The organism is Allomuricauda sp. XS_ASV26 (genome assembly GCF_041224615.1).
In the GTDB taxonomy this organism is placed as follows: Bacteria; Bacteroidota; Bacteroidia; order Flavobacteriales; family Flavobacteriaceae; genus Flagellimonas; species Flagellimonas alginolytica.
Genome location: NZ_JBGFGK010000026.1, coordinates 157,046 through 172,483, shown reverse-complemented (window position 1 = coordinate 172,483; position 15,438 = coordinate 157,046). Strand labels below are relative to the sequence as shown.

Annotated in this window: 14 protein-coding genes; 8 read left to right on the top strand and 6 right to left on the bottom strand. The window is 40.2% G+C overall.

Annotated features, from left to right (window positions below):
* The first annotated feature begins 145 nt into the window (after positions 1-145).
* Positions 146-2,563: a prolyl oligopeptidase family serine peptidase gene (locus AB9K32_RS01265; RefSeq protein ID WP_252080199.1), complete on the top strand. Its 2,418-nt coding sequence runs from the start codon at positions 146-148 to the stop codon at positions 2,561-2,563.
* Between the two features lie 77 nt (positions 2,564-2,640).
* Here the strand turns inward: AB9K32_RS01265 and AB9K32_RS01260 are convergent, their stop codons facing one another.
* Together AB9K32_RS01260 and AB9K32_RS01255 are read right to left on the bottom strand one after the other, a co-directional pair.
* Positions 2,641-3,951, bottom strand: a complete 1,311-nt coding sequence (locus tag AB9K32_RS01260) for an AarF/ABC1/UbiB kinase family protein (RefSeq protein WP_224837761.1) — start codon at positions 3,949-3,951, stop codon at positions 2,641-2,643.
* A 5-nt stretch (positions 3,952-3,956) separates the two neighbouring features.
* Positions 3,957-4,613, bottom strand: a complete 657-nt coding sequence (locus tag AB9K32_RS01255; RefSeq protein WP_224837762.1) for a TetR family transcriptional regulator C-terminal domain-containing protein — start codon at positions 4,611-4,613, stop codon at positions 3,957-3,959.
* 331 nt (positions 4,614-4,944) lie between these two features.
* On the opposite strand from AB9K32_RS01255, the gene htpG reads away from it, so the two are divergent.
* The 3 genes from htpG to AB9K32_RS01240 are packed head-to-tail and all read left to right on the top strand — an operon-like array spanning position 4,945 to position 8,620.
* Positions 4,945-6,831, top strand: a complete 1,887-nt coding sequence (gene htpG, locus AB9K32_RS01250; RefSeq protein ID WP_369884122.1) for a molecular chaperone HtpG — start codon at positions 4,945-4,947, stop codon at positions 6,829-6,831.
* 20 nt (positions 6,832-6,851) lie between these two features.
* Positions 6,852-8,258, top strand: coding sequence for a hypothetical protein (locus AB9K32_RS01245; protein WP_369884121.1), 1,407 nt, complete (start codon positions 6,852-6,854; stop codon positions 8,256-8,258).
* Positions 8,259-8,263: 5 nt separating this feature from the next.
* Positions 8,264-8,620 (top strand): hypothetical protein, encoded by a 357-nt coding sequence (locus AB9K32_RS01240; protein ID WP_252080209.1) that lies wholly within the window; start codon positions 8,264-8,266, stop codon positions 8,618-8,620.
* On the opposite strand, the gene AB9K32_RS01235 is transcribed toward AB9K32_RS01240, so the two are convergent.
* Both AB9K32_RS01235 and AB9K32_RS01230 read right to left on the bottom strand, forming a co-directional pair.
* Positions 8,617-9,027 (bottom strand): hypothetical protein, encoded by a 411-nt coding sequence (locus AB9K32_RS01235; RefSeq protein ID WP_224837766.1) that lies wholly within the window; start codon positions 9,025-9,027, stop codon positions 8,617-8,619. The genes AB9K32_RS01240 and AB9K32_RS01235 overlap by 4 nt on opposite strands.
* Positions 9,020-9,598, bottom strand: coding sequence for an RNA polymerase sigma factor (locus AB9K32_RS01230; RefSeq protein ID WP_369884120.1), 579 nt, complete (start codon positions 9,596-9,598; stop codon positions 9,020-9,022). Before AB9K32_RS01230 ends, AB9K32_RS01235 begins: the two co-directional genes overlap by 8 nt.
* A 135-nt stretch (positions 9,599-9,733) precedes the next feature.
* On the opposite strand from AB9K32_RS01230, the gene AB9K32_RS01225 reads away from it, so the two are divergent.
* Together AB9K32_RS01225 and AB9K32_RS01220 are read left to right on the top strand one after the other, a co-directional pair.
* Positions 9,734-10,087, top strand: a complete 354-nt coding sequence (locus AB9K32_RS01225; protein WP_224837768.1) for a DUF6249 domain-containing protein — start codon at positions 9,734-9,736, stop codon at positions 10,085-10,087.
* A 67-nt stretch (positions 10,088-10,154) separates the two neighbouring features.
* A complete protein-coding gene (locus AB9K32_RS01220) occupies positions 10,155-10,787 on the top strand; it encodes an MOSC domain-containing protein (RefSeq protein WP_369884119.1) in 633 nt (210 codons plus the stop codon).
* 50 nt (positions 10,788-10,837) lie between these two features.
* Here AB9K32_RS01220 and AB9K32_RS01215 read toward each other — a convergent pair whose 3' ends face one another.
* Positions 10,838-11,215 carry a hypothetical protein gene (locus tag AB9K32_RS01215; protein WP_224837770.1) on the bottom strand — a complete coding sequence of 126 codons (378 nt, stop codon included), beginning with the start codon at positions 11,213-11,215 and terminating at the stop codon, positions 10,838-10,840.
* 210 nt (positions 11,216-11,425) lie between these two features.
* Between AB9K32_RS01215 and AB9K32_RS01210 the strand changes: the two genes are divergently transcribed.
* Complete coding sequence (locus AB9K32_RS01210; protein WP_224837771.1) at positions 11,426-12,295, top strand: AraC family transcriptional regulator; 870 nt, start codon at positions 11,426-11,428, stop codon at positions 12,293-12,295.
* Between the two features lie 7 nt (positions 12,296-12,302).
* Here the strand turns inward: AB9K32_RS01210 and AB9K32_RS01205 are convergent, their stop codons facing one another.
* Positions 12,303-13,073 carry a S1/P1 nuclease gene (locus AB9K32_RS01205; protein WP_338196047.1) on the bottom strand — a complete coding sequence of 257 codons (771 nt, stop codon included), beginning with the start codon at positions 13,071-13,073 and terminating at the stop codon, positions 12,303-12,305.
* Positions 13,074-13,221: 148 nt separating this feature from the next.
* On the opposite strand from AB9K32_RS01205, the gene AB9K32_RS01200 reads away from it, so the two are divergent.
* Positions 13,222-15,420 (top strand): DUF5916 domain-containing protein, encoded by a 2,199-nt coding sequence (locus AB9K32_RS01200; RefSeq protein ID WP_369884118.1) that lies wholly within the window; start codon positions 13,222-13,224, stop codon positions 15,418-15,420.
* The last annotated feature ends 18 nt before the right edge of the window (positions 15,421-15,438 follow it).

Genomic DNA, 15,438 nt, shown 5'->3' with positions numbered 1-15,438 from the left:
ACTGTTTTGAATAAAAAGATAGTTAGAATTTGAAAATTAGCAAATATACATGCCAAATTTTCAAGAAGTCGGCAAAATAAAACTTTTTAAAAGTTGTACTTTTAAAAATCGCTAAAAATTCACTCATAAAACTTAAAACAAGATAATGAAAAATTACGTTTGGTTATTCTTGGCTGCTTTCGCCATAAGTTTGGCCCAAGCTCAGGAAAAACTCACTTATCAGAAACCGTCAGAAGAAATTTTAGAACTTGTAAACGCCCCATTGGCTCCCAGTGTACTCATCTCGGACAATGGCAAGTATATGGTATTGCTCTACAGGGATTATTACAAAACAATTGCAGAATTATCGGAAACCGAACTAAGACTTGCGGGTCTACGGATCAATCCTAAGACCAATATCGGAAGCCGCACCAATTATTATAATAATATCTTGGTAAAAGAAATTGGTGATAAAGATGGCGTGCAAGTAACCGGTCTGTCGGAAAATCCGCGATTGGCCAATTTTAATTGGTCTCCAGATCAATCTAAAATAGCATTTACAAACACTACCCCAGAAGGAGTGGAGGTTATGGTACTGGATTTAAAATCAGCCTCTGCCAAATCGATAACGGATACCAACGTGAATGCCAATATGCGGGATATCATCAATTGGTTCAAGGATGGAGAGTCCATTTTGGTAAAAATGTTGCCCTCCGACAGAAAACCATTGATCAATGTGGACGAAGCCGTTCCGGAAGGACCAACCATTTCCACCAATGATGGAAAAAAGGCACAGAACAGAACCTATCAAGACCTTTTAAAAAACCCGAACGACGAGTTCAATTTTGAACAATTGGCCCGTTCAGAACTTTATAAGGTGAACATGGACGGCAGTAAGACCAAGTGGAAAGATGCCAATCTATATACAAGTATCAGTTTTTCGCCCGATGGGGAATATGTGATGACGGTAACCTTGGACAAGCCCTTCTCCTATTTAGTGCCCTATTATAGATTTCCGAACACGACCACTGTTTATACGAACGATGGCGGTATGGTTAAAACTTTGTTGCAAGTTCCACTTATAGAAGATCTTCCCAAAGGTTTTATGGCAACCAGAACCGGCATGCGAAACATAAGATGGAGAAACGACAAACCGGCAACCATTACCTATGTAGAGGCCTTGGATGGCGGTGATCCTGAAAACGAAGTACCCTTCCGCGATGAAGTCTTTGAACTCGAAGCACCATTTAATGGTGAGGGCAGGTCCATTTTAAAAACCAAAAACAGGTTTAGCTACATACAATGGGGCAACGACAATTTGGCAATCGCTCACGACCGTTGGTGGAACAACAGAAACACAAAAACCTATGTTTTTGACCCCTCCAACCCAGAAAAAGGAGCTCAAATTATTGAAGATAGAAACTATCAAGATGTATATAGCGACCCCGGAAGTTTTGTTACCAAAAGAAACGAAAACGGCAGTTGGGTACTGTCCTTGGACAAAAACAACAATGCCTTTCTGATCGGAGATGGGTATACCGAAGAGGGCCAGTTCCCCTTTGTAGAAAAAATGGATTTAAAAACCCTTAAAAAAACCAGACTGTACACCTCAAAGCTAGAAGGCAAACTTGAGAACTTGATTGAGTATGACCCTAAAAAAGACCAACTTTTAGTGCGTATTGAATCTGCCAGCGAGTACCCGAATTACTATTACAAAAGTTTGATAAAAAGAAAAGGACCCGTGCAGTTGACAGATTTTGATAATCCGTACAAAAGCATTCAAAACGTACACAAAGAGGTAATAACCTATAAGAGAGATGACGGATTGGAACTTTCCGGAACCCTATACCTTCCTGTTGGATACGACATGGAGAAAAAAGAAAAAATGCCAATGATCTTATGGGCATATCCAAGGGAATACAAGGACAAGAACAGTGCTTCACAAAATACCTCGAACCCCAACGAGTTTACATACCCATTTTGGGGATCACCCATTTATTGGGTAACCAAAGGTTACGTTGTATTGGATGGAGCGGCCTTTCCCATTATCGGTGAGGGTGACGAACAGCCCAACGACAGCTTTAGAAGCCAACTAGTGGCCAACGCCAAAGCGGCCATTGATGCGGTAGATAATTTGGGGTACATTGATCGCGAACGTATTGCAGTGGGCGGGCACAGTTATGGAGCCTTTATGGTGGCCAACTTACTATCCCATTCGGACCTATTTGCTGCAGGTATCGCCCGAAGCGGCGCCTACAATAGAACTTTGACACCGTTTGGTTTTCAAAGTGAGGAAAGAAATTATTGGGAAGCACCGGAGGTCTATTACACCATGTCTCCATTTATGCATGCAGAAAAAATGAAAACCCCTTTACTTTTGATCCACGGGCAGGCGGACAATAATTCCGGTACATACCCTATGCAAAGTGAGCGCTATTTCAACGCTCTTAAAGGTTTGGGCGCCACCGTTAGATTGGTGATGTTGCCAAAAGAGAGTCATGGATACCGGGGCAAGGAAAGTATTTTGCACATGCTTTGGGAACAAGACCAATGGTTGGAAAAATATGTGAAGCAAAAAAAGTAATCTATTACGTATTTAGGCATAAAAAAAATCCCGTTCCAAAAAAATTGGAACGGGATTTTTCTTTCCTAACCAAGAAATCAACCCAAGAACTCTCTGTAAGCATTTACCTCAACCTTGGCTTTTAGGTCGTGCAAGAGGTTATAAAGGCCAAAAAATGTACGGTTGATGTACAAAAAGTGTTTGGAACCTCTGTTTCCGTTCATTTTGCGAATCTGTTCGTCTTTGGAATAACGCTCGCTCAAATTTGCAATTTTGGTCCAGAAATCTTCATCACCAAAATCAAAGGTTTCCTTATGGAAAGGTGATGTAAAAATCGTCAACATTTCTTTGAACAAGGCCGTAAAAAACCGGAGCTCCTCTTCCGAATCGGTAGGTGTCAGGATTTCGAGCTCATAGAGTTTCTCCATAAAAACCTCATCGTTATTTATATTTTCGGGTTTGGCCAATTCGAAATAAGGCACATAAAATTCATCCGGGATTTGTTTAATGCAACCAAAGTCGATTGCGATCAATTTACCTTCATCACTCACCAAAAAATTTCCCGGATGGGGATCAGCGTGTACCCGCTTTAATTTGTGAATCTGGAACATATAAAAATCCCATAGTGCCTGACCCAAAGTATTGCCCAGTTCGGCATTGAAATCCTTTTGGGTAAACTCTCCCAAATGCACGCCCTCCATCCAATCCATGGTCAAGATACGTTCACTGGAAAGATTTCGGTAGTACTTTGGAAACTGCATATTCGGGATCACGGCACATTCGGAAGTAATTTCACGACTTTGCTCGAGTTCCAATATATAATCGGTTTCTTCCTTTAGTTTATGCTCTACTTCTTTAAAATATTTTTCAGAATCCTTTCCTTTTAAGTTGAACATTTTAATGGCCACCGGTTTTACCAATGCCAAATCGCTGCTGATACTTTCGGCCACGCCCGGGTATTGGATCTTAACGGCCAATTGTTTTCCATCTTTTTTGGCACGGTGCACCTGACCAATACTTGCTGCGTTTACGGAATCCTTTTCAAATTCGTCAAAAATCTGTTCCGGATATTTATCCAAATATTTTTTGAATGTCTTTCGCACCAAAGGAGCGGACAAAGGTGGTACGGAAAATTGTGACAGGGAAAACTTTTCCACATAGGCCCTTGGCAATAGGTTTTTTTCCATGCTCAACATTTGCGCCACTTTTAGGGCACTCCCCTTTAAGCTTTTTAGGCCATCGTAAATATCTTCGGCATTATCTTGGTTCAAAGTATCCCGTGAGGTTTGGGGATCCACCAGTTTTTTGCCGTAATACTTTACGTAGTTGCCCCCTATTTTTACGCCCGTTTTTACGAGTTTCCCGGCACGTTCTATTTTCCCGGTCGGGATGGTATCGAGTGTTTTCATAGGCGTTACACGAATTTTTCTTTATAAAGAAATTTTCCTAGATCTACGATTTTTTCCAGTGATGTGTTCTCGAAAATCTGAAAAATAGTGGTCACCGACTTTTCAATGGCAATATCTGTTTTCTCCAGTCCGGGAGAACCATCTTCCGCCCAAAATTTTAAAATGAACAAAAATTGCAGCCAAGCACCCTCCGAAAACAATGGCGCATTAAATTTTAAGATTTTTAGATTTTTCTCCTCATTTCTTTCTTCGATCAAAGTAGATGCAAAATCCTTAAAACGTTTACGAAGCCCCTTTAACTGACTTAATCCCTCCATGGAATGCTTGTGCTCCTTCATCATAAAGAGAACATAACTTCTATTAAGTGTCAAATTCTCGAAAAAGGTGTAGAAGAAAGTAAGCATCTTTTCCTCGTTCGTCATTCCCGGATATTCCTTATTTTTTTGGATCAATTCAAAACTATTGTCGAAAAACTTGTTCCATATGGTTTTTTGCAGGGTATCCAAAGAACCAAAAAAGCCATAGAACTCATCCTCCTTAATTTTGTTCTCCTTACAGAATTTATAAACCGAGCCAGGTATTTTTTCCTGCTCCAATACGGACTCCATGAACAAGCCGATTATCTTATCCTCGGTTATTTTGGATTTTGATGTATTTGCCATTTTGGTATGTTTTTAAAAGGTTCTGTATAAAATGTTATTGGCAGGTGATAAAATTGAATTTTTAAAGAAAATGCACTTTCGAGCGAAAGTGCATTTTCACAACCTAACCAATAAATAAACAAACTTGTTATAGTAGTGCTTTTTCATAGCAATTTTCCCATAACAATGTAAAGATACATTTTTTGTTTAATGATTTTTATAATTAAATAAACAAAATTTTGTTAAAAATGATATCAGGTCATTTTTTTCGTCCAAATGTCAGTTTGTCATATTTATGATTCTGGTATTTTTTTTGACCAGTCAGCAATAAAAAGACTAAAACAACAAAACGATGGCAACAGGTAAAATCAATGTTTCAGTAGAGAACATTTTTCCCTTGATCAAAAAATTCCTATACAGTGATCACGAGATTTTCTTAAGGGAACTTATTTCCAACGCTACAGATGCGACCTTAAAACTAAAGCACCTCACATCCATTGGAGAGGCCAAGGTGGAATACGGCAACCCTATGATCGAGGTAAAAGTCGACAAGGACAATAAACGAATCCATATTATAGACCAAGGTATCGGGATGACGGAGGATGAAGTGAAAAAGTACATTAACGAAGTAGCTTTTTCCGGTGCAGAAGAGTTTTTGGACAAGTATAAAGATGCGAGCAAGGATGCCGGGATCATTGGGCACTTTGGCCTTGGATTTTACTCCGCTTTTATGGTTGCGGAAAAAGTGGAAATCCTTACCAAGAGCCATAAGGATGAGCCAGCGGTGCATTGGAGCTGCGACGGCTCTCCCGAATTCTCCCTTGAACCTAGCGACAAAACAGAGCGAGGAACAGAGATCATACTGCATATCGCCGAAGATTCCACCGAATTTTTGGAGGATACCAGAATAAGGGAGCTTTTGGTAAAGTATAATAAGTTTATGCCCATTCCGATCAAATTCGGAACAAAAACCGAGACGCTTCCCAAACCTGAAGATGCAAAAGAAGAAGATCCAGCTCCAACCCAAGAGGTGGACAACATCATCAACAACCCAAATCCGGCCTGGACCAAGCAACCTTCGGATTTAAAGGACGAGGATTACAAAAACTTTTACAGGGAGCTATACCCGATGCAGTTCGAGGAACCTTTGTTCCACATCCACCTCAACGTGGATTATCCGTTCAACTTAACAGGTATTTTATGTTTCCCAAAGTTGACCAACGACCTCAGTATCCAAAAGGATAAAATCCAACTGTACCAGAACCAAGTGTTCGTAACGGATAACGTAGAAGGTATTGTTCCTGAGTTTCTGACCATGTTGAAAGGTGTCATCGACTCCCCGGATATTCCATTGAACGTGTCTAGGTCCTACTTACAGGCGGATGGTGCGGTTAAAAAGATATCCTCTTACATCACCAGAAAAGTTGCGGATAAATTAAGCTCGCTCTTTAAGAATAATCGAGAGGACTTCGAGCAAAAATGGAACGACATTAAAGTAGTGATAGAATACGGTATGCTTTCGGAAGACAAGTTTTTTGAGAAAGCGGACAAATTTGCGCTCTATCCAACCATTGATGGGGATTACCATACTTTTGAAGAGCTGGAAGCCAAAATCAAGGACAACCAGACCGACAAGGACGATAAATTGGTGGTACTCTACACTTCCGATAAAGAAGCGCAGCACAGTTATATAGAAGCCGCCAAGGCAAAAGGTTACGAAGTGCTCCTACTGGATTCGCCCATTGTCCCCCATTTGATGCAGAAATTGGAGACCTCCAAAGAGAATCTATCCTTTGTGCGAGTGGATTCGGATCATATAGACAACCTCATCAAAAAAGAAGATACGACCATATCCAAATTGTCCGATGAGGAAAAAGACAGCCTAAAGGCTGATTTGGAAAAAGTAATTTCCGATAAGGGCTATACAATTCAATTGGAGGCCATGGAAAGCAGTGCTTCACCTTTTATTATTACCGAGCCAGAATTTATGCGCCGAATGAAGGAGATGCAGCAAACCGGGGGCGGAGGAATGTTCGGTATGGGCAACATGCCGGATATGTACAACCTGATCGTAAACACCAACCACGAATTGGTGGGCGAAATACTGAATACCAAAACAGCAAAAAAGCGGGAAAGATTGATCAATCAGTCCCTGGACTTGGCAAAATTGTCCAAAGGACTCTTAAAGGGAGAGGAACTTACCAAGTTTATTTCCCGTAGCTACGATATGATCAAATAGACATAAAAATCCTATTGATCGTGAAAACCGCTCTAAATGAGCGGTTTTTGTATTTTATGACTATCTTGAGAGGGCAAACCAATTACACCGTGGGCAACAACGATTACAACAGTCCAACTTTTAGAAAATTATTGGATTCCCTTCAACAACAGAGTTGGGAATTGGAACTCATCATTTCCGGTTTTGCCATTTTTGGGCTCTTTACCGCCTACGAACCGCTTCGTATAGAAATGATTAATGCACAAAACGAAGACCAGATCTACCGTTTCGTGGTTTACTTTATCCTTAACATTGCCTGTTCCATTCTGCTGTTCAACCTATTGCTCCACGTTGTTTTAAGAGGTTTATGGATCGGTGCGCTCGGTCTTCGTTATGTTTCTGGAGATATTGAGTTCGAGCGGCTCCGCTATTCCGAACGCTTTACCAAATATTTAAAAAAGCGCATAATTTCTTTTGATCGCTACATCGCCAATCTGGAAAATTACTGTAGTGTATTGTTCGCCATTTCGTTTCTGTTGATTTTTTATGTGCTCGCCATGACCATGATCATCCTGTCGATCATATTGGTGGCCAACTATATTCTCGAGAGCGATGTTTTGCCCGAAGCCGCCGCCAGTATAATAGGGGGTATATTGATTTTGTTCATCATTTTTGGAATGTTCCTGACCTTTATCGACTTTATTACACAAGGTTGGTTAAAAAAAAGGAAATGGGTCTCTCGTATATATTTCCCTATATATTGGGTTTTTAGTTTTCTCACCCTTTCGTTTCTTTATCGGCCATTGGTCTATAATTTTTTGGATAACCGCTTTGGAAAAAAACTGACCTTGCTCCTGACCCCGATCTATATTGCCATTTTGATGCTGACCAGTTTGGAATACCGTCAATCCAACTATCTGGACAAAGAACAGCGATCATCCAGCATGTTTGCCAAAAAAGATAATTATTGGGACATGATGACAGAGGAAGGAGATTTCCCCGGACGCATGGTGATTCCTTCAAAAGTAATTTCCCAACCCTATCTCCAAGTTTTTGTTCCTTTTTCGGAAAATTTGGAAAATCGTGTATTTGCCTTCAACGATTCTTTGACTCCCAAAGAAGACCGCAGAGGACTTTCCAGTAGTATAAAAGTCAATTCAAACTGGAGCGACGAGATCACGAGCCTCCGTCAAAAGGACAGTATTCGAAAAAAATATTTAAAAACCTTTAACGAGATGTATTCCTTCCGAATCGACACCCTTGATATGGACGAGGATTTTATAATAACTACTGCAATGAACGATATCCTGGGTTTTGAAACCTACCTCAAAATCTCTCAACTGAAAGAAGGGAAACATCTTATTCGTTTGAGGCGAAAACGGAAGGAAAAAGATTCTATTGTAACGGTATCGGATGCTATCTTACCGTTTTGGTACTTTAAAAACTAAATGTTATGATTCCTTGGCACCTCTATGCAATGGCCGGAATGTATGTTTTTGCAGGCGCAATGCATTTTATAAAACCCAAAATCTATATGCGGATAATGCCCATGTATTTGCCAAAACATAAGCTTTTGGTGTACTTGAGCGGGTTGGTGGAAATTTTATTGGGCATTGGCGTTTGTTTTGATGCCACCCGAAAACTGAGTTCCTTTGGTATTATTTTAATGTTGGGCGTTTTTCTATCCGTACACTTTTATATGCTCTCGGGCGAAAAAGCATCGGCGGGCATTCCAAAATGGATATTGATCCTTAGAATACCGCTACAGTTCTTTTTAATGTACTGGGCGTATTTTTATGCGTATCTCTAATAACTATTACCGCCCAAGTGTTTTTTTAGCCAAGGTACCTGAGCAAAGAACAATAATCCTAGGAACAAAAATGCATACACCATGGTTTTGGGAAAAGAATAACCGCTCATCCATTGCCAGTCCATATGGAACCAAGCATCCATATTGATGTTTTTGAACCAGCCTTGGCCACCGCTCGGTCCTAACTGTGTGCCTAAATAAGCCAAAAGTGCAACAAATGCAATAAACCCGAAGGATAAAACTCTTCCGGATAAAATCGGTTGGTACTTAAAAACCTCTTTTGGGGATTCCGCCTCTATTTGCCGCAGTACATTTTTGGTAAAATCCGCAGAAGGCGATTCGATTGGTGCCTCTGCCATGAATTTATCCATTAAAGCTTCCAGTTTTTTATTTTCTTCCTTATCCATTGCTCTGCAAAATTTCTTTGTTCATACTTTTTTCCATGATCGCAGCCAGTCTTTTCCGGGCCCTGAACAACCTTACTTTTAGTGTATTTGAGGGAAGATTTGTAGTTTTTTCCATTTCTTGTAGATTCTTCTCCTCAAGATAGAACAAAGTAAGGACTCCAGCATCTTCCGAGGATAGCTGTAACAGGCATTGATCTATAAATCTCTTTTTTTCCTCCCTTATCATACTATCTAGGGCCGTATCGATTTCTGCATAGGCAATTTGATCCAATTGTTCTAAATCGTCGTGCAGTCTTGCCTTTTTATTTTGTTTCATCTTATCCAGGCATGAGTTATATGCAATCCTATACACCCATGTGGAAAGTTTAGACCCCCCTTTAAAATTGGGCAAAGATCGGTACACCTTGATAAATACGTCTTGCGAAACCTCTTCGGCCTCCTCCCTATTGGTCAACATTCTTATGCACAATGTAAACACCAAATCCTTATAACTATCCACAAAATCCGAGAATGCACGGGAATTTCCCATGCAAATTTTCGAGATCAGTTCTTTTTCCTTGTTGGTCAGCATTGCTCATTGGACGATTAAACCATTGTTAAGGTTACACAGAAAATAAAATTTATAAAAAAATGTAACCTTACTCAGAAAACCGTCGTCATAGGTTATGAACAAACAAATTATGAATAATCATTAAAACGAATAGTTATGGGATCTGAAGTAATCATTTTACCAATCATTTTTGGAGTAATTTTTGCCATTGCCTACCTCTTTTTTTCAACAAGGAACAAAGAACGCTTGGCCTTAATCGAAAAAGGTGCCGACGCCAGTATTTTTATGAAAGGAAGACGGGAAGGCGCCGCTCCGTTCTGGAAAATCATCATTCTAAACCTTTCTTTATTATTAATGGGTATCGGGGTTGCCATTTTTGTTGCTTCCATTCTTCACTATAATTTAGGGGTGGAAGATGAGGTCGCTTATCCGGGAACCATATTCCTTTTGGCGGGCGTTGGCCTTATGGTAGGTTTTAACATGACCAAAAAATTGGAAAAGAAGGACTAAAACCATCTCTTTTAAAAAGAGGTAAAAGACCACCGCCACAAGCGGTGGTTTTTTATAACTTGCCCTTATGAAAATAATATCCACCAATCTCGGAAACCCTACCAAAATAGTTTGGAACGGTAAAGAAACCACCACTGGCATTTACAAATTTCCCGTGGACCAACCCATTTTATTGGAGAGCACAGATGTAAAGGGCGATTCGGTGATAGACCGAAAGCACCATGGCGGCATCTACAAGGCTGCCTACCTTTTTTCTGCTGACCATTACGCATACTGGAAGGAGAAATATCCCGATTTAGAATGGAATTGGGGTATGTTCGGAGAAAATTTGACCATTCAAGGTTTGAATGAATCCCAAATTAGAATCGGAAGCATATACCGGCTCGGTACTGCATTGGTTCAAATTACACAACCTAGGGAGCCCTGTTATAAACTAGGCATACGTTTTAAGGACCAGAACATGATCAAACAATTTATAGATCACGGATTTCCTGGGACCTATGTGCGTGTTCTGGAGAATGGAACTGTAAAAACAGGTGATTCCATGGAGTTGTCAAATGCATCCGAAACTCCATTGACCGTGCAGGAATTTTATAAACTTCTATATGCCAAAACCAAGGATAGCCATGTATTGCGATTAGCCTTGCAGAATGAAGCTATCCCAAAGAGCAAGAGGGAAAAACTAAAAAAGTGGGCATAAAAAAAGGGGGTCTCCCGACCCCCCATGCACATAAAAATTAACTAAACAAACTATCTTACTTCCATAGTTTCCTTGTAGGTTCCAAATTTGTCCACTACAACTATGGTATATTCACCTTCGAATGCCTGCTCGAAGTTGAAAGCTTTTTCCACTACTACTTTTCCGTCGATAGCCTCGTCAAAGACCAATCTATTCTTGCTATCGTATACTTTAAGAAGTACTTTACCCTGAGATATGTTCAAAAGGTTCATCATTACCTTTTGACCTTTTTTGATGAATACTGGGTCCAAGTTGACTTTTACCAAGTTTTTCTCTACCTCGTATCTTTTTACTACTTTTTTACCGAAATCGGCTGTTGCTGTGTTGGCCATCCCGATTGCACTGATCAACAAGGCCGTTGCTACTATTAGGTTCTTTACTGTTTTCATAACACATCGCTTTTTTAAGATTACAGTACAAATGTATGTCGGATTGGAACAGTGGAATACCACCATTTTTTCCACTTTCTATGCTATATTAACATGGCAACACACTTAACATAGCATTAATGATAAAATAGCATAACTTTGCGTTAACATTGTAGATATTTGCACTTTACACACAAGTTATTGTTTGTAGAAAAAAGAAAATAGTTGAGTATGATTCAGAAACCGGCATTTGAAGCTATAGCACCAAGTTTTGGCCATTCGTTTACCTTTCAAAAGTTTAACGAAAACCACGAGAACAAGAACTTAGGTTGGCACTACCATCCAGAATTGGAGTTGGTATATGTAAACGGAGGCTCGGGCAAAAGACAAATTGGAAGCCATGTATCCTATTATAGGAACGGGGACTTAATTTTAATAGGGTCCAATTTACCACATTGTGGCTTTACGGACAGACTTACGGGCAATAAAAGTGAGACTTTGGTCCAAATGAAAGCCGACTTTTTGGGAAGTGATTTCTTTAATATTCCCGAGATGAAGAATATCCAAAAGTTGTTCGAAGTTGCCAAAGGCGGAATTGCCTTTTCCGGTAAAACCAAAATGAAGGTTGGCGAAAAAATGGAAATCTTGGAGTATCAGACAGATTTTCAGCGATTATTGTCCATACTTAATATATTGAACATCTTGGCCACGTCCAGCGAAATGAACGTGCTGAACGCAGAAGGTTTCTCACTGGAAACCGAAGTAAAGGACAACGATCGTATCAATGTTGTTTTTAATTATGTGAAGACCAATTTCAAAGAGGACGTAAAACTTGAGCAAATTGCAGATATGGTAAGCATGACGGTCCCTTCTTTTTGCAGGTACTTTAAAAAAATAACCAATAAAACATTTACTCAGTTCGTGAACGAATATAGATTGGTACATGCATCCAAGCTATTGGCAGAACAACCCATGAGCATAACCCAAGTTTGTTACGAAAGTGGTTTCAACAACTTTTCACATTTCAATAAATCGTTCAAAGCATTTACCGGACAGAATCCTTCGGAATACCGAAACCAGTTAAAAACGGTCCTGCACTAGTAAAAAACTACCCAAAAATATCGTTCAGTACCTTGGCGAGCCTAAGCCCCCCCTTCTGTAGCTGTGCGAATAAAAGATCGTTATGGTCGTAGGAATAACGATAGCCCAGTTTTTCACCAATTTCAACGGAATCATATAAATCCGCACATAGTTCGTGCGATTCGTCCACCCAATCGTACACAGTTCCCAACTGGATCTCCTTTCGCTTTTTTCTACTGACGTTTTGTAGTTCCATGGCAAGCTCGGTATACGTCATACCATAAGATTCTATCAAGTTTTTGTCCCAAACCCGATGTAGATTACTGCCTTGTCCAAACCATTGGACCTGTATGGTATTTCCCCCTTTGTCCTCGGCCCTGCTCACATGCATGGGCTGATGCAGGTCGCCGATTAAATGAATCAGCATTTTTAAATGAAAAATACGATCTTTCCTTGAGCCATTTTTATCCTTTATAGCGGATTTACATGTCTCTATTGCTGTAATAATATCGCCATACTCGCTTTTATCGGAATCCGCATAGGACATCCCCAATGGGTAGTTGACATAGTGCCATGCCGAGTATTTGGAATAGGCCCGGTCAGCCTTTATATCATCAGCAAATGTAGATACAAAGGCCAAGCTATGTCCATCCAACAGATCGTTTATGGCCCGCTTGGCTTTTCCGGACAAATGGTTTTCTGCAATTTCACCGGTTACCCTGTGCCCCGTTTTGCCCCAAAAAGCGTTACCAAAAACAATTACAGGAAAAAATAAGAATAGGAATAAGGTTTTTTTCATTTTTTAACGTCCCTTAATTAGAAAAAGGCTTAGAAAATTCTTGCCACTAATTTTCGCAATGATTTACCAAACAGCAACATATTTTAAAATTTTAGTAAATTTTTAACTATGTATCTGTTAAATTTGAACCACCAACTAAACTCGACCAATGTTAAAAAAATGTATTGTACTTGCTGCAATTCTTCTGCCTTTCGCCTTACTTTCTCAAACAGACCATAAAAGTTTTACCGTAAAATATGTCGACGACATAGTCAAAGTAGATGGTATCTTAGATGAAAGTGTATGGGAGATTGCAGAAAATGCAGACGATTTCCATCAATATTTTCCATCCGACACCACCCTCGCCTTCCAGCAGACCCAGATCAAAATGGTCTACAACAACACTACACTATTTATTGGTATTAAATTATATACAGAGGGCGACAATTATGTGATACCCTCACTACAAAGAGATTACAGGGCAGGGGGGAATGACAACATTAGTTTAATGTTCGATACTTTTAACGACGGTACCAATGCATTCCTGTTTGGAATGAATCCTTATGGAGTCCGAAGGGAAGCTTTGATATCCAACGGCGGGTCTGGTCCAAATGGGTTCACCACCTCTTGGGACGTAAAATGGCAAGGCGAAGCCAAATTGTACGATGGCTACTACATCTGCGAACTTGCCATTCCATTAACTTCCTTCAAATTTAAACAGGGTGAGACCAAATGGCGGTTCAACAGCTACCGCTTTGATATGCAGACCAACGAAACCAGTACCTGGATGAAAATTCCACAAAACCAACTTGTGTACAGTTTGGCATTTATGGGAGATATGGTGTTTGAAAAACCATTGGGAAAATCCAGGACTCCAATGGCATTGATACCTTATGCAAATGGGATAATTGCCAAAGACTACGAAAACAATGAAGATCTAAACAGAATGGGCTTTGGTGGAGATGCAAAAATCTCCATAGGAAACGGCATGAATCTCGATGTAACCCTAAACCCGGATTTCTCCAATGTGGAAGTCGATAATTTTGTTACCAACTTAACCCGATTTGAGGTTTCTTTACCAGAGAGAAGACAATTTTTTATAGATAACAGTGACCTTTTTGGTTCCTTCGGGAACGAAAGGGATTCCAATCCATTTTTCTCCAGAAGAATTGGAATTGCAGAGGACAAAGATGGTGAAACCATAGAAAATGGGATTATAGGCGGGGTTAGATTAAGTGGGAAGTTGAACAACAACTGGAGGTTGGGCCTACTCAATATCCAAACGGAAGAAGACGAGATCAACGAGATACCCAGTAACAACAACACCGTACTCGCGTTGCAAAAGAAAATGTTTTCAAGATCCAATTTAAGCTTCCTTTTTGTTAACCGACAAACTTTTGGGGATTACGACTTTGTGGACCCCATGGACCGGTACAACCGTGTGGTGGGACTGGACTACAACCTTGCATCAAAAAACAATATTTGGACAGGCAAGTTTTTTTACCATAAGGCCTTTGCCCACGATATTGGGGACCGTAACGACTCAGGCGGCATGGACCTCCAATACAACTCCAGATACTTCAACTTTGGGTTACGCGGAAATTTTGTCGGGAATGATTTTAGGTCGGACCTCGGCTTTATCCGAAGAGAGGACATTGTTGCTGCAAGGCCTTTTGTGGAATTTAATTTTTGGCCCAGCAAAGGAAAGGTGAATACCCATGGTTTCCGGTTTAGCCCCAACTTTATATGGAGACCTACCTTGGACTACCAAAATACAGATTATACTATTTTTACCCAGTGGCAAGCAGAGTTTACCTCACAAGAAAAATTGGCCTTTCGTTTGTTCAATCGGTACACTTACCTCACCGACACCTTTGATCCAACCGGCACCGATGGCGGAGTAGAACTTTTAGGGGACAATGGATACCATTATACCAGTTTTGAAGCATCTTTTGAAAGTGACCGTAGAAAAGTCTTTTCGTACAATCTTGAACCCGGATACGGCGAATTTTACAATGGAACGCGATATGTCTTCGAAGGGGACATGAGCCTGAGACTTCAACCGACGGTATTCCTTTCTTTAGGGGTTATATATAACAGTATAAAATTGCCAGAACCTTATGAGAGCGAGGACATCTTATTGTTAAGTCCAAGAATAAACATTACGTTCAACAAATCCATTTTTTGGTCCACTTTGATCCAATATGGAAACCAATTGGATAATCTTGGATTCAATTCGAGGCTACAATGGAGATTTGCACCGCTTTCCGACCTGTTTCTGGTCTATAACGACAATTACTTTGTAAACTCGTTTATGCCCCGAAGCCGGTCCATTAATCTTAAGTTGACCTATTGGCTCAACATTTAATCAGTTTAAATAATTATT

Excerpts from the sequence above, each read along its gene's own strand:
- AB9K32_RS01265 (WP_252080199.1), top strand. The coding sequence starts at position 146 with ATGAAAAATTACGTTTGGTTATTCTTGGCTGCTTTCGCCATAAGTTTG.
- AB9K32_RS01260 (WP_224837761.1), bottom strand. The coding sequence starts at position 3,951 with ATGAAAACACTCGATACCATCCCGACCGGGAAAATAGAACGTGCCGGG.
- AB9K32_RS01255 (WP_224837762.1), bottom strand. The coding sequence starts at position 4,613 with ATGGCAAATACATCAAAATCCAAAATAACCGAGGATAAGATAATCGGC.
- htpG (WP_369884122.1), top strand. The coding sequence starts at position 4,945 with ATGGCAACAGGTAAAATCAATGTTTCAGTAGAGAACATTTTTCCCTTG.
- AB9K32_RS01240 (WP_252080209.1), top strand. The coding sequence starts at position 8,264 with ATGATTCCTTGGCACCTCTATGCAATGGCCGGAATGTATGTTTTTGCA.
- AB9K32_RS01235 (WP_224837766.1), bottom strand. The coding sequence starts at position 9,027 with ATGGATAAGGAAGAAAATAAAAAACTGGAAGCTTTAATGGATAAATTC.
- AB9K32_RS01230 (WP_369884120.1), bottom strand. The coding sequence starts at position 9,598 with ATGCTGACCAACAAGGAAAAAGAACTGATCTCGAAAATTTGCATGGGA.
- AB9K32_RS01225 (WP_224837768.1), top strand. The coding sequence starts at position 9,734 with ATGGGATCTGAAGTAATCATTTTACCAATCATTTTTGGAGTAATTTTT.
- AB9K32_RS01220 (WP_369884119.1), top strand. The coding sequence starts at position 10,155 with ATGAAAATAATATCCACCAATCTCGGAAACCCTACCAAAATAGTTTGG.
- AB9K32_RS01215 (WP_224837770.1), bottom strand. The coding sequence starts at position 11,215 with ATGAAAACAGTAAAGAACCTAATAGTAGCAACGGCCTTGTTGATCAGT.
- AB9K32_RS01210 (WP_224837771.1), top strand. The coding sequence starts at position 11,426 with ATGATTCAGAAACCGGCATTTGAAGCTATAGCACCAAGTTTTGGCCAT.
- AB9K32_RS01205 (WP_338196047.1), bottom strand. The coding sequence starts at position 13,073 with ATGAAAAAAACCTTATTCCTATTCTTATTTTTTCCTGTAATTGTTTTT.
- AB9K32_RS01200 (WP_369884118.1), top strand. The coding sequence starts at position 13,222 with ATGTTAAAAAAATGTATTGTACTTGCTGCAATTCTTCTGCCTTTCGCC.